General features: G+C 53.7%; 10 protein-coding genes and 2 pseudogenes. 7 read left to right on the forward strand and 5 right to left on the reverse strand.

Annotated features, from left to right (window positions below; genetic code table 11):
- Window positions 1-16: 16 nt before the first annotated feature.
- Window positions 17-1,272, forward strand: a pseudogene (tnpC, locus tag F1E05_RS17835) (IS66 family transposase); the annotation flags it as partial.
- A 159-nt stretch (window positions 1,273-1,431) separates the two neighbouring features.
- Here the strand turns inward: tnpC and ltrA are convergent.
- Entirely contained in the window at window positions 1,432-2,712 is a 1,281-nt protein-coding gene (ltrA, locus tag F1E05_RS17840) for a group II intron reverse transcriptase/maturase (protein WP_232056697.1), read from the reverse strand.
- A gap of 552 nt (window positions 2,713-3,264) precedes the next feature.
- On the opposite strand from ltrA, the pseudogene F1E05_RS17845 reads away from it, so the two are divergent.
- Window positions 3,265-3,495, forward strand: a pseudogene (locus F1E05_RS17845) (transposase domain-containing protein); the annotation flags it as partial.
- Between the two features lie 7 nt (window positions 3,496-3,502).
- Here the strand turns inward: F1E05_RS17845 and F1E05_RS20770 are convergent.
- From F1E05_RS20770 to F1E05_RS17860, 4 genes are all read right to left on the reverse strand, one after another.
- Complete coding sequence (locus tag F1E05_RS20770) at window positions 3,503-3,634, reverse strand: hypothetical protein (RefSeq protein WP_269473492.1); 132 nt, start codon at window positions 3,632-3,634, stop codon at window positions 3,503-3,505.
- Window positions 3,635-3,898: 264 nt separating this feature from the next.
- Window positions 3,899-4,474: a hypothetical protein gene (locus tag F1E05_RS17850; protein ID WP_150050871.1), complete on the reverse strand. Its 576-nt coding sequence runs from the start codon at window positions 4,472-4,474 to the stop codon at window positions 3,899-3,901.
- A complete protein-coding gene (locus tag F1E05_RS17855) occupies window positions 4,464-5,834 on the reverse strand; it encodes a phospholipase effector Tle1 domain-containing protein (protein WP_150050873.1) in 1,371 nt (456 codons plus the stop codon). Before F1E05_RS17855 ends, F1E05_RS17850 begins: the two co-directional genes overlap by 11 nt.
- 48 nt (window positions 5,835-5,882) lie before the next feature.
- Window positions 5,883-6,605, reverse strand: a complete 723-nt coding sequence (locus F1E05_RS17860; RefSeq protein ID WP_150050875.1) for an alpha/beta hydrolase family protein — start codon at window positions 6,603-6,605, stop codon at window positions 5,883-5,885.
- A gap of 651 nt (window positions 6,606-7,256) precedes the next feature.
- On the opposite strand from F1E05_RS17860, the gene F1E05_RS17865 reads away from it, so the two are divergent.
- From F1E05_RS17865 to F1E05_RS17885, 5 genes are all read left to right on the forward strand, one after another.
- A complete protein-coding gene (locus F1E05_RS17865) occupies window positions 7,257-10,955 on the forward strand; it encodes a DUF4132 domain-containing protein (RefSeq protein ID WP_190303185.1) in 3,699 nt (1,232 codons plus the stop codon).
- 16 nt (window positions 10,956-10,971) lie between these two features.
- Window positions 10,972-12,045, forward strand: coding sequence for an ATP-binding protein (locus tag F1E05_RS17870; RefSeq protein WP_150050879.1), 1,074 nt, complete (start codon window positions 10,972-10,974; stop codon window positions 12,043-12,045).
- A gap of 38 nt (window positions 12,046-12,083) precedes the next feature.
- The gene (locus F1E05_RS17875; RefSeq protein WP_150050881.1) at window positions 12,084-14,417 is read left to right on the forward strand and encodes a DUF5682 family protein; all 2,334 of its coding nucleotides are present in this window, start codon (window positions 12,084-12,086) and stop codon (window positions 14,415-14,417) included.
- A 74-nt stretch (window positions 14,418-14,491) separates the two neighbouring features.
- Entirely contained in the window at window positions 14,492-15,607 is a 1,116-nt protein-coding gene (locus F1E05_RS17880) for a VWA domain-containing protein (protein WP_150050883.1), read from the forward strand.
- 1 nt (window position 15,608) lies between these two features.
- Complete coding sequence (locus F1E05_RS17885; RefSeq protein WP_150050885.1) at window positions 15,609-17,411, forward strand: hypothetical protein; 1,803 nt, start codon at window positions 15,609-15,611, stop codon at window positions 17,409-17,411.
- Window positions 17,412-17,500: the final 89 nt, after the last annotated feature.

A 17,500-nucleotide genomic window follows, 5' to 3' on the forward strand; every position in this document is an offset into this window, starting at 1 on the left:
GATCATCCAATCTAAAGATGCCGTCATTCATGCCAAAGATGTCAAAATCGCCGCGCTGACGCACGAACTGGCCTACTACAAGCGCATCCGTTTCAGTACCAAAAGCGAAGCCTTGGCGCCATTGCAACGCGATGTGTTCGAGGAAACCTGGAATACCGATATCTCGGCCATCGAAGCCGAAGTCGAACAACTGCAAGACGATAGCCCTTGTGAAACGGTAGCCCGCCCGAAACGCCCACGCGCTGGCCGTCAACCCTTGCCCCTCATTTGCCGCGCATCGAACACCGTCACGAACCGGAAGCCTGCACCTGCGGTCAATGCGGCCGGGACTTGATCAAGATCGGCGAAGATGTCAGCGAACAACTGGATGTCGAGCCGGCCAAGTTTTTTGTGCATCGGCATATCCGTCCGCAATACGCTTGCCGAGCCTGCGAAACCATCAAGGCCGCGCCGATTCCACCGGCGGTGATCGACGGCGGCATGGCGGCGGTCGGTTTATTGACTTGGGTGCTGATCGGCAAATTCCTCGATCACTTACCGCTATACCGGCTGGAACAAATCGCCGCTCGGGACGGCGTGATCTTATCCCGCTCCACGCTGGCCGATTGGGTCGGGCGTCTAGGCGTGGCCTTGCAACCCTTAGCGGAACGTTTAGCCTGGCATTTACGGCAACGACATAGCTTACACGCCGACGAGACGCCGGTGCCGCAGCTCGATCCCGGCAACGGTAAAACCAAGAAAGCCTATCTGTGGGCCTACCGCAGCAACGACTTGCAACCAGGCCCCAAGATCATCGTCTTCGATTACCAAGCCGGTCGCAGTGGCCGGTATGCGCAGCAGTTTTTGCAAGACTGGCAAGGCCGCCTTGTGGTCGACGACTATGGCGGCTATAAAACCCTGTTTGCCGCTACCCGCGCGCATCCCGAAACCCAATACATCCTCGAACCGTGTATCGAACTGGCGTGTTGGGCGCATGCGCGCCGGAAGTTCTTCGACCTGTTCCAGGCCAGTCACAGCCCTGTGGCGCACGAAGCCCTGAACCGCATCGCCGAGCTGTATGCCATCGAAGCCGAAGGCCGGGATATGGCAGTCGATGAGCGGCAACGTCTGCGCGCCGAAAAAAGTTTGCCGGTGCTGACAATCTTGCATGACTGGTTACAGCAAATCCGCCTGAACACCGCGCCCAACAGTGCAACGGCCAAAGCGATCGATTACAGTCTGAAACGCTGGATTGCGCTGATGCGTTACGCCGAAAGCGGCGATCTGCCCATCGGTAGAGTCGAGATGTGGCGCGATGGCCTAAGGTTAGGCCTAACTGTTGCTGCCTCTTTCGTTTGGCAGTGCCTCATTAGCCTAACCATCGCTCCGTTTCCACATCCCGCTCGTCAAACCGGACGTGCAGATTTCCCGCATCCGGCTTTCTTTCGAACCTCAAGCCTTCGCGTTCAGCAGGTCGGCGCGCGTACGTGGCAGGCGGTAGAGCCCCAGAGTTTCATACAGGTACTCGTCAGGGTATTGGCGATACCCCGTTCCGCGCTGACCACGTCTGCGCATTAACCAGATTCGCAGCCGTCGCTCCGCGTAATCCTGGATGCATCGGTAGATTGGGCAGACCGGTCCCTGATTGAAATAACCCGCCCAACCTCGAATCATCGGATTGAGTTCGTCAATCCGGCTTTGCACCGGTTTGGCGTTCCAGCGCGATGACGTGGCGTCATGGATACCTTGTTTTAATCGCTTGATCGCTTTCTTCGACGGACGTGTTCCCCAGTAAGGGCGTCCATCCTTGCCGTAGAATCGGCCCAGGGTGTAACCAAGAAAATCAAACTGCTCCTCTGGCAGCATAGCCAGACGGGTTTTCTTCTCGTTGACCGTCAGCCCCAGTCGGTTCATCAGCCACCGCATGGCCTCCATGGCTGCCTGACCCCGTCCTTTCGGACAGAGAATCACCAGATCATCGGCATAGTTCACCACTTCGGCCTGAAGCCGGTCGGCAAAACCAAATTTCTGCCAGGCTAAAAGAAAGCGCCGGAAGTAAAGATTACTGAGCAAGGGCGAGATAATACCGCCTTGCGGGGTGCCTCGACCCGTGTCCTTCGCTTCCGTGGTTCGGCGCTCACCGTGTTCGCAATGCTCCACCACCGCTACGTTTAGCCATTGTTTGATCGTAGCCAGCACCGTGCCGTCCGCGATCCGGCGGCTAACGCAGCGCATCAGATCACCATGGGGAATCGTGTTGAAGTAGTTAGACAAATCGGCGTCCACGACTTCCCGTTTGCCCCTTTGGGAGATACCGAAATGGATCATTCTGACCGCCATCTTGGCATCGACTCCAGGTCGGAATCCGTATTGTCGGGGAAGCAGGTCGGCTTCAAAAATCGGACCGATCACCAACAACACCGCCATCTGGACCACGCGGTCACGGATAGCCGGAATGCCCAGAGGACGCTGTCCGCCTTGGGCCTTGGGTATCCACACGCGCAACAGGGGCTGCGGCCGGTATTCGCCGACCACTAACTCCTGCCGCACTCTTTCCAGCCAGCCGTCTAGCCCTTGGTTTTCGATCTGCTCGAAGCGGATGCCATCATAGCCAGGAGCGCCACGATTGGCGCGGCAGCGCCGGTAGGCAACTTGCAACACATCGATACGACAGACTTTATCCCATAGGCTGTAGAAACGGTAGTCTGGTTCTGCTTTGGCTTTCGCCTGCAATGAAGTCTGTAATATCTGAACCGTACTTGTCGAGGTTGGTAGACTCACGTCAATCCCCTTAGCTCTTATCACTTTCCTCATCACGTTTCGAAACAGGGCGCCTTCGCTCTACCGGCGTTACCCGGCTTCACCACTACTACGCGCCCCTCCGCCATCCCTGCAGGCCGGCTCCATCCCTCACGGGATCGCCGTTGCCCGGTGCCATCAGGGCACCCACAGGGACTTCCCTTGTTGCCCACCTGATCTCTCCCATGCGTGCTATCACCACTACCCCGGTGGGACTCTTACGACTCTGTCGCTCGATTCCGTAAAAGCATCGGCCTTCCCCGTTATTATGGCGGGTCGGCTCCCACGACGACATTTCGAGGCCTGCTCAGTGTTCACTCACGTTATGGCCCGCATGGCCCGCTGATCTCCCAGGGAGACCTTTTCTTGGAGTGCTTCAGCCCGTTTGTTACCTCCCGAGCCGCCCCAAGTGCTTCCGGCTGGAGCGAGAGTTAGCCGGGTCGGATTTACACCGACGAATCAGATGCGCCTTAGCAAGGCACACACAATAATCCCGTTGAAAACAGCATCCGCCCCATTGCCTTGGGAAAAAAGAATTGGTTGTTCGCTGGTTCCGAACGCGCCGGACAACGGGCTGCCGTCATTCAAACCTTGCTCGGCACCGCCATGCTCAATGGCCTCGATCCCAGCGCCTGGCTAAAAGACACCTTGGAAAAACTCCCCACCTGGCCCAATAGCCGCATTGACGAATTGCTGCCTTTCGCTGTCGCGGATTAAATCATAGCTAGGACGGCATGACGACGTGGTAGGGCTGATTGCTTCCCACGTGTTTTCCTCGATGGCGCAATGGGGCGCGCTGCATCGGCCTGACTCGCGCCGAAGTGCGTATCGGTTTCATGAATTTGGTGATCAACATGATGAGTTTTTCGCCATTCGTAGGTTAGCTGTGTCTTGATGGCGGACATCGGAGCCGAAAAGACTCCGATGTGAGGAACATTCCTTGCAAAAGTTGACTTTTGAGAGTGTTTTGGGCTCTAAAACCCATTAATCGTAGATTTTAATAGGTTCCCTAAAGTCAAATGATCCAGTCAAGGGTATTAATTATCACAATTAAGGTGTTGGCGTCGCAGAAGGGAGGCAGCTTTAATCACGCACCTGACGCATTCATTTAACTTACGATTTATTGCAGTCGTCTAATATCGAGCCATATCTTTCCACGATTGTTATCGTAATAATCGATTGCGTCATTTGGATACATAAACAACTGGCCATCATTCATAATTTCAAATTGCGCAATTCTGGCTTTTACTCGATCAGTTAAATTTTCACATAAGTCGTAATAAGATGACTGATTGTCTGTGTTAGATTTAACTTCGGCAATCACTGAAAACCACAGAGAATCTGGCCGTTTTTTATTAAATGCCATTAAATTCATAACAAAAGATCCAGACTCGCCACACAAAGGAATATTGCGCCGAGTACAATCCTTCCAGACTTGATTGCAGTCTGCAACGCTTACTTCGTATTTTTCATTTTTCTTTACGAATAATCCAATGTTCGTTTCAATATCCTTAGCAATAATAGACTCCCTGCAAGTTGATCCCACAGTCAGTTCTTTTACACTATTACAACTAACTATTTTCGTTTCGGGTTCAGGGGAATCTGCAATACTTGGGCAGTCGCCATCGCTTGCGCAACTTGAAAGCAATAGCACCATAGAAATTGTAGAAAACTTAATGAATATATTATTTTTCATCGGAAAACAGGCGATCACAAGTAATGTTTGACTGCTTTATGCAGAGTATGTTTTCTTCATCGTCTGGCTCACATGATTTATTTACCGTAGCTGAAGTTTGCTGTTGTTCGATCGCATTATCTGAGGGCTTTTTAGTAAAATATCTCCAAGGGACAGCGCCATCTACTTCACGTTCATCGTTGCTTTCGTGAAGCTTTACATTGCATGGCAAATGCCGATCCTTACAACTCCAAGGAAATACATGCATAATATTATCTGATACTGATAAATGCCCTAACCCTCCTGGAACACCTTCGCCTATGCAGCCTATGCAGGATTTTAAATCGTAGTGTTCTTTTAATTTATCTATCATCCAATTGAGCGAAATATCAGGAAGTTGATTATTCTTATCTTCGTAACCACCGCCAACATCGGCATGTGCACCTGGAAAAGCTACTTCATCTAATACTGTTAATTTTTCATTATGCACTGATTCTTTATCTATGCGTTTAGAGCATAAAAACAGAGGTCTAAATGCCTCCCTTTTTTCATCTATGGAAACAGCGTGGGCAATATGATGTATCGGCGGATAAGAATCTAACTGATACCTCTGCTTGGTATCGGAATTATCTTTTTGCTCTTTACATACTAAGTCACCTAGCTCAAAATAATTCTTGAATTGACTTCCGGGCACGGTATCCCAAACTCCCAAAAACTCGATTTCGGCTTGCTGTGCAATTACTTCACCATACTTGTCAACATCAGATTCGAATACTTGTTTCAATAGTGGCTGGTCGCCTCGTTTCCAAGTTGCCCACTCAGTTGAGTTCTTTACATCAATTTCGTCCTTTACTCTTTCTAATATTTTATTGCCAAAAACATAGCCACTGTTAAAGGGCCACCAATCCAAAAACGTCTCATCATCACCGTCTACGGGTTTTACAATACCAGCATATGAAATCAATCCTGCCAATGAGCGCGCAGTAAAGGCTCCTCTACTGAAACCACTAATAAATATTCGATCACCGGGCCGATATTGTTTGACCAAAAATTTATAACCCTGCAATATCCGAGCCTCCATACCGGTGGCAAATATATCGGATAATGTCGAGCCAACTAATGATTCCTCGTTACCCACTCCCTCAATATAGGTTGCGATTGTTTGTTGATCATTATACTTATTGATTTCTTCGTACAAGCGAAACACGTTTGTAGGCACCTCAGGATTATTTGAAGTGCCATCCATGAGGACAAAGATATCTTTCGGCTTAGCGTTATCGACAGTAGGAGGCACTCGGTAGAGCTGGTTTGGTGAACATCCAGCGATCAAAAATCCGCACAATAGATTAACGGTGATTTTTAATAAATTTTTAAATCGCATATATCCTCCAGAGAGTGTAGCGGCTTGAGCCTATAGTTGGGCACAGTGCTATTCAAGCACTACAACAGCACTTAATTCAGGATTGCTCTTGATACCATCTAGTAGCAAACCTTTAGCCAGTAGGTCTCCTCTGTGTCTGCTGTGCTCGCCGAATACTTCTGGGTAATTGCACATATAAATGTTTTTTTCTTCAACAACATCTGAAACTTTTTTCCAGTGCTCTCGGAATTTTTGAAGGATCTCACCCTGTTGATAGACTATTACGCGTTCAGCTGGCTCATGCATATCTCCAATACCGTCAAAAATGCGAGGTGATGGGTCAAATGTAAAAGCCTTAACGCCATGGTGAACTGATACGCTTAGCGCCAAACCGCCGCCAAGTGAATGCCCGGTAGCAACAACATTTTTTTGGCTATTTTCGCTGAGGTATTTACCGACAGCTTTGCGTGCTTGTCGATACTGGAAATTAAATGGAGGAATAGCGAGATTTGCTGTTAGGTAGTCTTCTTTGCTGTCGGTCCCACGGAATGCAAACACTACTTTATTTGAGCCGATTTTCTCATAGATATCGTAAGCAAGACCGGAGAGTTTATGTTCCTTTGTGGGTTCTTCGGTAGGCTCGCCGTCGAGGTCTACGCGTACCCATCCAAGTTGGCTGAGATCAAAGCGGACTCGACCAGCTTTCTTTTCATAAGCGTTTGCTGAAAGCATGGCGTAAATAGCCAAGCCACCTGCAACACTTGAGTCAATTGTTTGCATGTCATCACTCATAAACTTTCTCCTCTGGTGTGAATGATTTATACCTGTCAAGTTGCTTAAAAGCTTAATGTTACGCCTAAACGATACCCAGTGCTATTGCCAAATAAGCTAAAAGTCCATTGGGTTTTTAACCCAAAACAAAAATCATCGGCAGCAATAAGCCATTAACCTGCCCCTCGTTTAAAATTTGTGACTGTCTCTTGATGGCCGATAACGGCCATTACTCCCAACCAACTTTTACACATAACAAGTTATTGCGCCCAGCTACAATCCAACCGTGTTTTGCTCAAAACGGTGCAGTCTGAAAACATGAGTCGAGCTGCTTTCCTATCCTAGAATGCAGATAGCCGAAAATAATTTCCCGGTTTGCGGGATTGCATCACTAAATGACGCCGCATTCTTGTTCCCACTGCGTGCGGCAGTTGGATAAAGGACCGGTCAGCCGGAATGAACAGCCCTGTGCCTTAACTGCCTCTTCACCGTGAGACATATCTTTTGTGTTAGTCTATTTCGGCTCTAATCGACAGTTTTCGGCTACCGCCGCAAACGCGTTGCCTTTTTCGGCATGCTGCGGCAAAAATCAACCGTCATTCGCTGCCGACATTTCAATTTCCGCAACCAGCACCTAAAAGAACGCAATGAATGTCTCCGGGAATAAACCACATGTTCAATAGTCAATCCGATGTTCAAGCGTGTTTCACCTTGTTGGACGAATACGAAAAAGGGATTTCCAAATCCATTGCCCGTTACATTCTATCCGGAGACAATCACGCTATCCCGGCGCATTTGGGGCAATTCAGCCGCGAACAATTGCAAACGGCCGCAGTTTCCGCACCGCGCTATCACTACGGGTATTACCAACTGGGTGCGGAACATCAAAAGAAAGCCACCAAGGTATACGAAAACTTCGAAAAACTGTATCGCTCCGACCTCTTGGCTGATATCGAAATAGCCCGACGCTTGGGCGTGGTCATGGCCGCCTGCGCCGATATGAACAACATCCGTCGACATTATCTGGCGGAAGTACCGGATTGGTTTGCGGTCTTGGTTTCCGAGCTGAATATGTTGCATGCCTTCGCCGGGGATCGCGCCGAACTGGCGCAGCATTACGATCAACGCTGGTTTTTATCGTTGACCCGGCAAAACGATTTGGACGTCGCACAGTGGATGCCGGTTTTGCTGGAACGCAGAGAAAACGAATGGAATTGCGGTTTCGTTAAAAAATTGGCGTCGCGCTTCGACTGGCCGGCATTACTGCAAGACCCCGACCTTAGCGCTACCTTGGCGGCACTACACTATTCGGGCCGCGTAGTGCTGGCGGAGTGCTTGTTGCCGCAACAAAATTTGGATGCCGTGCTGGCGGTCGTGGTTTCTTTGCTTTGCGACAAAAGCAAACAAGTGCGGCAAACGGCTCTACCGTTGATACCGAAATTGAGTGCGGAAAAATTGTTGGCCTACTTGGATGCGCATTACCTTGGTTTCGACAACGCAGCGCGTAAAACATTGGTGCCGACGTTACCGGTCATGATCGGCGACGAAGCGGTCGACTTATTGAAAAAGTGGCAAAGCAGCGAACCCAGCAAGGCCATACAAGAAACCATCGGCCAGGCTTTGGCGAACAAGGCGGCGGCCCGGCAAACCGCCGATGCCGAGTTGGAACTGCCGGAATGGAGCCCGTTGGAATCGGAAGCACCCATCGGCAAACATTGGCTCGACACATTAACGGACCAGTACGCCAAATCGCTCAAAGCCTACGAGCGCGCCGCCGAAGCAGAGCGGACCGGAAACCTCGCTCAAAAAACCCAGTACGACTGGCAACAAAAAAACTATAAGAGCTGGCTGGCTTATAAAGCCGACCACATCAAACGCGACTTGGATAAATTGTTGGGCGCTTCGACCGAGTTAGGCTTAAGCGAACGAATTCGGCAAAGCGTCGGGCAATTGACCGGCCAACAATCGGATAGCGATTTTAAAAAGCTCAAGGAATTGTGCTTGAAAGCCGATTTGTTTGCCGATGCCGACTTCAAAGCCGTCCATTTAGTCCGTTTTTTTCAAGGAAATATCGAGATGACCCAAGCCAGGCAATGGTTTACCGCCCATCCCGGCGTCATTACCGATTTACGCCAGTTGGCACAGCTGGTCCGCACACAAGCAGGCGACATTCGCAAATTGGCGCAATGGCTGTTGATTCATTATTGGAACACCGATGCGAGCTTGCCCGATACTTACGGCATGGCGATCTGGCCGTTTTTTGCCGAGAACGAAGACTATCTCAAAGAAGCCTTTGGTCTGCTGGAAAGCCGGGAAGACAGATACCGCAAATTCGAACTCGCGCGCGGCATGGCCATCCTGGCGCAGTTCCCGGTGATTCCGGACATGTATCTGCAAGTGTTGTATCAACAAGCCTTGTCGCCCGCTAAAACCTACGGTCCGTTGGCACGGTCGATTTTAAGCGGCTACGGCATAGCGCCGCAGCGCATCATCGACGCCTTAAGCTCGGGAAAAGCCGACGAACGCATCGTCGCCGCCGACTGGATTGCCGAATTGAAGCTGAACCAGGCAATTCCGGCGCTGCAGACGGCCTTGAAAAAAGAAAAACATCCGGCGGCAACAGCCGTATTGCTTGGCACGCTGCATGACTTGGGCTGCAATATCAGCGCTTATCTGGCGCCGGCCACGATGTTGAAAGAAGCGCAGATCCATTTAAAACAAGCGCTGCCGAAAGGATTGTGCTGGTTTCCGTTCGACGCGCTGCCGACACTCAAATGGCTTAGCGGCGAAGCGGTAGACCGGGACGTTTTGCAATGGTGGCTGGCATTGGCCTGCAAACTCAAACAACCCGAGGGCAATCCCTTGCTGGATTTGTACGTGCGGCAACTGGATGACCGGAGTCAAAAAGCCTTGGGCAATACCATACTGCATGCTTTCATCCGCCAGGACACCTTGAATCCGGGCGACGACGCGGCACATGCCCATGCCAAGCAGTACCATCAAGGGCTTTTCGATAGTTGGCAGCGTTGGGCAAAAAGCGACTGGGGCAAGCAATATGCGGATAAAACCTTGGATGACGCTTACCGCGAGTTATTCAACCAAAAAAAGGCCGAGTATTTAGGCTCGGCAATCGGCGAAAAAGGCATCCTGGCGCTGGCGGCTTATGCCGAGCCGGCCGATGCGGTGCTGGTCGTCAAACGATACATGAAGGACCATTACACCCGACGCGCACAAATCGAAGCCTTGCTGACCGCCTTGGCCAACAACAACGATCCGACCGTAATCCAGTTGCTGCTCGCCGTGGCCCGGCGCCACCGCACAAAATCCGTTCAGGAACGGGCCAACGAACTGGTTGCCGCCATTGCCGCCAGAAACGGCTGGAGCCACGACGAATTGGCGGACCGCACCATCCCTACCGCGGGCTTCGAAAGCAACGGCACGCAACAACTGTCCTACGGTACGCGCAGTCTAATCCTGAAACTGAACAACGACCTAAGCCTCATTCTGGAAAACCAAGCCGGCAAAACCCTCAAGTCCTTGCCGGCCCCGCGCCAGGACGACGACGCCGAAGCGGTCAAACAGGCCAAGGCGGATTTTTCCAATAACAAGAAAGAACTGAAACAAGTGCTGGAAATGCAAACCCAGCGTTTGTACGAGGCGATGTGCGTCGGCCGTGTTTGGCAAGGTGCCGAATGGCGCGCTTACCTACTGGAACACCCGCTGATGCAGCGCTTGTTGCAACGCCTGGTTTGGCAAGTCGAAACAAACGGGGAATCGCGCCGCTTACGGCCGACCGCCGAGCTGGAACTGATCGACCTGGATGACGAAACCTACGAACTGGCCGACGACGCCCGGATCAGCGTGGCCCATGCCGGCCAGTTGCCGCAAGAGGAAGCGAAAGCTTGGGCAAAGCATTTCAAGGACGAAAAATTGAAACCCTTGTTCGAGCAGTTCAGTCTGCCGCAACATGAACTGACCGATGCCGAACTCGCCGGCAAGCAATTGGATTACCATCAAGGCTGGATGACCGATGCCTTTACCCTGCGCGGCGTATTGACCAAGCGCGGCTACCAGCGGGCCGCGGCGGAAGACGGCGGCTTTTTCACTCACTATTACAAAGATTTCGCCTCCTTGAACACCCGCGTGACGATCGAATTCAGCGGCAATTGCCTGCCGGAGGAAAACGTCGCGGCGACTTTATTCCATCTGGCCTTCACAACCCCGGACCAACGCGGCTGGGTCAGCGAGGAAAGTTTTAAACCGCTGCACGCCATACCGGGCAGCTTACTTTACGAAGCCATGCTGGATTACGAAGCCGTTGCCGCCAAAGGCAGCTTCGATGCCGATTGGCGGCACAAATCGCCTTGGTGAGCGGGGGTAAATAAACATGTCAGAGGTGATTAAACAAGCCGCCGAATCGCTGTTTCACCAAGAGTTGCAAACTCTACGCGAGCAGGATAAAGGTCCCAAGCCTGCCGGCTGGCAATTGTCCGGGCAGGCCGTGAGGGACTTCGTAATCGGCAACGCGGCATTGGGCATTAGCCAGAAGTTTTACGGCGACGACGCCTTGGTCGAGCGAGCCATCGTTACCTTGATGGGCCATCAGGCCTTGCTGTTGGTGGGCGAACCGGGCACCGCCAAATCGTTGTTGTCGGAACTGTTGAGCGCGGCGATCAGCGGCGACTCGCAAAAAATCGTGCAAGGCACCGCCGGCACGACCGAAGAACACATCAAATATTCCTGGAATTACGCCTTGCTGCTGTCTCGCGGCCCCAGCGACGATGCGCTGATTCCCGGCGCAATTTATCGCGCCATGCAAAGCGGCTCGCTGGCGCGCTTCGAAGAGGTCACCCGTTGTCCGCAGGAAATCCAGGATGCGCTGATTTCGCTATTGTCGGAAAAGCAAGTCATGCTGCCGGAATTGCACCGCGTCACGGCCGCCAAACCCGGTTTCAATCTGATCGCCACCGCCAATCTGCACGACCGCGGCGTCAACGAAATGTCGAGCGCATTGAAGCGGCGCTTCAATTTCGAAACCGTTTACCCGATTCGCGACGTGGAACTGGAAAAACGCCTGATTCGCCAGCAAGTTGCCGAAAAACTGTCGCGCCTGTCGTTGCAACCGGCGATGGACAACGATGTGCTGGAAGTACTGGTCACCGCCTTCGACGAATTGCGCGGCGAAAAGCAGGCCGCCGTCAAAGCGCTGGATGCGGTGCTGTCGACCGCCGAAGCCGTCAATATCGCCTATGCCTGCTGCCTGCAAAACCACTACATGGGCAGCCGGCCGTGCAGCTCGCAAGTTGCCGAACAAATGCAAGGCAGCATCCTGAAAGACAAACCGGACGAGCGGAAAAAGCTGGCACATTATCTGGACGTCGTGGTGCGCGACCGCGCCAAAAAAGACGGACGTTGGAAAGGTTTTTTCGAGGCGGGCAGAAAGCTCTGGCTAGGCGGCTAACAACCTGACAAGCATCGCCGCCGGTACCGCATACAGCCATGCTCCAAGACACGCTTACCCCGCAGCTCCAAGCCGCCCGCGCTAAATTCGCCGGCGACGACGGCATTTTTTGGGCGCCGATCCGCCACCATAGCCCCGCTTGCAGCATTTATTTAAGGCAATTGCTGGACAGCGTGCAGCCGGACGCGGTATTGATCGAAGGCGCGGTGGATTTCAATCGCCAGCTCGAAACGCTGTTGGACGCGCAGACCGTACCACCGGTGGCCCTGTACGGCCAAAACAGTTTTTACCCTTTGTACGACACCAGCCCCGAATGGGTCGCGTTGCGCTGGGGCCGACAACACAACAAAAGTCTCTATTTTATCGACTTACCGATAGCCGACAAGGCCTGGCAGCGGGAAGACCGGGAACACGGCGGCATCAGCTTTCTGCACGAAGCGTATTTGCAGCACAGCGAGTTCATCCGCAAACTGGTGCAAACGACGCGCTGCCGCCATGGCGACGAGTTATGGGAGCGTTGGTTCGAGCTAAGACGTTTCGACGACCCGGCACAATTTTTCGGCCGGGTTTTCGATTATTGCACCGCCGCCCGTTTGACCTACAGCGAGCAAGCCATCGCCGATTCCGGCGATGGCGCGCGGGAACGCTTCATGCGCGGCGAAATCGCCCGCCATGCCGGGAAAGGTCAACGTTGCGTGGTGGTAACCGGCGGTTTCCACACCTATGCTTTGCTCGATTGGCAAAACGCGCCGTCCCACAAACCGCAGCAGGCAAGCCCTAGTTGGCTGGTCCGCTACAGCGAGGATCGTCTCGACGCCTTAAGCGGTTACAGCGCGGGCATGCCGGTGCCCGGGTTTTACCGGCGCTTGTTGCAGTGGCGCTCTGACTTGCCGGAATACGGTGTCGCGGAGGAATTACTATTGCAAGTGCTTGCCGACCTTCACCAACATCCCTTATTTCGGCAACAGATGAATACCGCCGCGAAGCAGGCGGTGTTTTACCAAGCGATGCAGTTGCAGCAATTGCGCGGCCATGCCTGGCCGGGCTTGTACGACATCCTGGACGGCCTGCGCAGCGTGCTGATCAAACACGACGCAGCCGGCGACGAGCCTTTATTGAAACAGGCGTGCAGCTTGCTGGCCGGCGACCGACTGGGGCAAGTCAGCAGCGCTTTGCCGCCCTTGCCGTTAGTCGACGAAGTCTATCGCCTGTTGAAGCGCGCCCGTTTCAAACTGGAGCAGACCACCAAAGTCACCACCACCTTCACTATCCGGCAACGCGACAACGAGCGCTTGGCGCTGTTATATCAATGCCGATTTATCGGTCTGGGCTTTGCCGAAAAAACCGCCGGGCCAGACTGGGAGCATGGCCTGCATCTGCATTTGCGCAGCGAAGAATGGCAGTATGCCTGGACTCCGTGGGTGGAAGCCCGGTTAGTCGATTTGAGCCTCACCGCGCCGGATTGGCAAAGCTTGTTGAATCAGCGTATCCAAGAACAATTGGCCGAATTGCGCGATCTGAGCCTCGCCGAACACCAGAAGTTTTTCGTGCAACTGCTGCTGATGAAGCGTTTGGACTTGGCTCATGAGCTGTGGCGGCAAATCGGACAGCAGTTGAACGATTGCAGCGATTGCGGGCAATTGGCGGAGTTTTTACTGTTATTGCTGCGCCTGCGCCAACACCAAAACGAGTTGTTCGAGCACTACGCCGAGCCGATCCGCCGGGTAGTCAAGCAAGCCTGGCAACAGCTGATGTTTATGCTGCCGGCGCTCAACTCGCTGCCAACTTCGGCGGGATTGCGCTTATTGCTGCAAATCCGGGAAATCACCCGCGAATGCGCCGAAGCACTGACCGACGACTGGCAAAATGCCTGGCAGGCGCGTCTGCATTGGCTGGAACAATACGGCGAATTGAGCGTCGCTTTGCGCTATGCCTGTCTCGCCTTGCTGACGGAACTGGGCGACGGCGGCCCGGCGGAATTGTGCGCGGCGCTGGGCAAACTGTTCGACTACGCCCCGGAGGCCGCTTACCAGGCGGTCAACGCGGTGATCACCGTAACGCCGTACTATTTGCTGCACGACGATGCGCTCGGATTACCGGCCTTGCTCAACCGCCTACTGGCCGGCTGGGACGAAGAACGCTTTATGTCGGCCTTGCCGGAACTGCGTTTGTTGTTCAGCCATCTCGACCCGGCAGCGGTCGAAAAGCTCGGCGATACACTGTGCGAATTGAACGGCTGGCAGGCGGCACCACCGTTGTTCAATGCCGACGTGGACGAACACTTGCTGCTGCAGGCCCGCCACTTGCAGCAACAACTCGCCGCGCAACTTAAAGCCGACGGCCTCGAACATTGGCTGGAACCAGATGAGTGAAGCTCATTAAGGCATGGCAATCGCCCCGGCAAACGAATGCTTCCACCATGATTTTCAGAATAAGGAGAGACGGCATGACTAGCAGTTTGGAACAACGTTGGCGTTTGGTACTCGGCCGTTTTGCCAACAAACATTTGTGCTCGGTGCCGTTAAGCCGGCAACAGAGCCAACAAGACCAAGTGTTGGAGCAACTCTATAAAAAACAATTGGAACGCCGCGGTCTGCGGACGTCCGGCACACTGGACGATTCCCAACTGCAGGTGGTCGATTGGCTGCATCGGGCCGACCGTTTGTTTCCGAAAACCGTGCGGGAAAAAATTCAGGACCATGCGGTGCGCGAATTCGGCATCAAGGAATTGTTGAAAAACAAGGATTGCCTCGGCAACCTGACGCCCAACCTGGCTTTGCTGAAACAGTTGCTGGCGGTACGTGCCGAGCTAAGCCCCGAGTTGATGCAGGAAGTCAGGCGCATCATCCAAACCGTGGTCGACGAATTGCTGCAGCAACTGCAACCGAAATTCAACCAAACCTTCAGCGGCCGATTGAACCGCCACCAAAGTTCGCCGCAACCGCTGTTGGCCAATCTGGATTGGCCCAAAACCATCCGCCGCAATCTCAAGTATTACGACCGGCAACGGCAGTGCTTGCTGCCGCAAACCATCTATTTCAGCTCCCGTAGCCAAAAGCATTTGCCGTGGCGGGTCATTTTATGCCTGGACCAAAGCGGATCGATGATGGATTCGGTGATTTACAGTGCGGTGATCGCCGGGATTTTGGCGCGATTGCCGTGCGTCGATCTGAAACTGGTGTTGTTCGATACCAATGTCGTCGATTTGTCCGCCAAGGCGCACGATCCGGTGGAAGTATTGTTGTCCGGCCAAATGTGCGGCGGCACCCATATCGCCAAGGCGTGGAGCTACTGCCAGCAATTGGCCGAGCAACCAAGGCGCACCGTCATCGCCACGGTCAGCGATTTCGAAGAAGGCGCTTCGCCCGCCGCATTGTTGCGACAAGCGGCACAGATGCTGGAAAGCGGTATCAAAATGCTCGGCATTACCGCGATGGCGGCCGATGCGACCCCGTTTTACGACATCGCGATGACCGCTAAACTTGGGCAATTAGGCATGGAGATCGCATCGCTCAGCCCGGACGTGTTTGCCGATTGGCTGGCCAAAGCCATGGAGTTATAGCGTGTTCGGTATCGAGCAATTGGAAATTCTCAGCAGTCCCGGCTTGGTACGGCGCGCAACGAAATCGCTGGAGAAAACCAAGGTCGAATGGACGGCCAAGGAAAGCGATGCCTGGCAATTCGATTTCGAAAGCCAGCAAGGCAAAATTTTGCCGGCGCGCATCGAACAGAGCGTTTGCAACTGTCCGGCAACCGGCCTATGCAAACATATCGTCGCGGCGGCCATTGACTATCTCAACCACCACCAAGCGCAAAGTTTTACGCCACCCGCTTTGGACCACCCCCAATTGTTCGACAGCGCCGGCAAAGCCGCTTGCCGCCAAGCGTACCGGCTGTGGCAAAGCGGGGCTTGGCCGCAGGCCGAAATCCGCATCGCCGAGCGTCATGTCGAAGTCAGTTGGCTGCAGCAAAAAGCCGTCATTCGCCAAGGCGAAGGACTGGATGCGGTGCTGTGCGAATCCGGCGCGGCCAGCGAACGCTTGATCGCCGCACTGCTTTACCAACCGCCGTCCGCCTGGCCCGACTGGCTGGAGCGGGAACAGCAAGCGGCGCAAAGCGAATACCGACAACAGCGCGAACAATTATGCGGACAAGTCAAAACGCAAACCTGCATTCTGCTGCAAACCGGCGTCAGAAACCTGCAACCCGCCAACCTGAGCGAATTGACGAGTCTGGTACCCCAGCTGAAAAACGGCGGCGAACCGCGCTTGGGCAATGCCGTGCTGGCATTGCAGGAATGGGTCGAGCGCCGCAGCCAAGCGCAAGGTTTGGACCCGAACGCAGCGATATTGCGGCAACTAGCCTTAATCTATGCGTGGGCCGATTCGACGCTGCCGGCGGCTGAGCAGGAGGAGCGGCACGCAACGGAGTTGTATTTACTGTGTCTCGGCGGCCATCAATGGCGCACGGTGAGCGGTGCCTTGGGATTGAATATGCTGTTTCTGAGCGACGACGGGCGGATTTTTAGCGCGAGTCTGGCGCGCAGCGGCAAAGGCCGGGGTTTCAGCATTGCCGAAGCCTGGAAAAACTGCAGTTTATGGTCCGGCGCACCGCTCAATCGAGATTTGCCGGGCCGCTATCTGCGCTTGCACGCGGCGACCTACAATCCGCGTAACGGCCTCAGTTTAAGCCAAAAGACCGAAGCCAAACCAAGCGATGAGGCCTTTGAATGGGTCTATACCCAAGACTGGATGCAGTTAACCGAGTTACCGGAATACGGTTACGCACTGCTCAAAGTCGAGCGTTGCCTAGCGTGCGAGTTCGACGAAACCCGGCAGCAGTTGCTGCTGCAACTGGTCAACGATAGAAGCCAGCGGCTATTGGTCCGGCAAACCTATAGCGAAGGCATGTCCGAACGCTTAGTCAACCTACAAAGCCTGAAAAATGCCCGGGACTTTCATCTGGTGATTCGCCATGTCATCGCCGACCACAGTCATCAATTCGAAGCGCTATGCGTTTACCGGGATCAGTGGCAATCACTCGATTTTCAAAAGCCGGAAAAGCACCGCCTGGACCTGTTAACGCGTTTGCTCGGCCGCTTCAAAAACCGGCCGCTCGAACAAACCGCCGAGCCGCCGCTGGCGGAACTCTGCCGCAGCGCGTTGGAAACCTTGCAGGATTACCCCCATTGCTCGGCAACCCGCCTCGACGCCTCGCAGGCACAATTCGCCGCTTTGGGGTTAGACCTATTGCAACAGAAACTAACGATCGGCCGGCAACAACCGGAAGCCGTATTACAGCTAGTCTATTTACTCACGCTGGCTTATCACTCGGCAAACGGATGGCCGGTGGCCGAAGCAAGCTAATTGGGCTGCTAAGCCGGAACCGCCGAAATAGGTCGTGCCGCACATGTGCCGCCACACTTGGATAGCGAGCGGCGGTTGGTGCGCCCCAT

This window comes from Methylomonas rhizoryzae (genome assembly GCF_008632455.1).
GTDB classification, from domain to species: Bacteria; Pseudomonadota; Gammaproteobacteria; order Methylococcales; family Methylomonadaceae; genus Methylomonas; species Methylomonas rhizoryzae.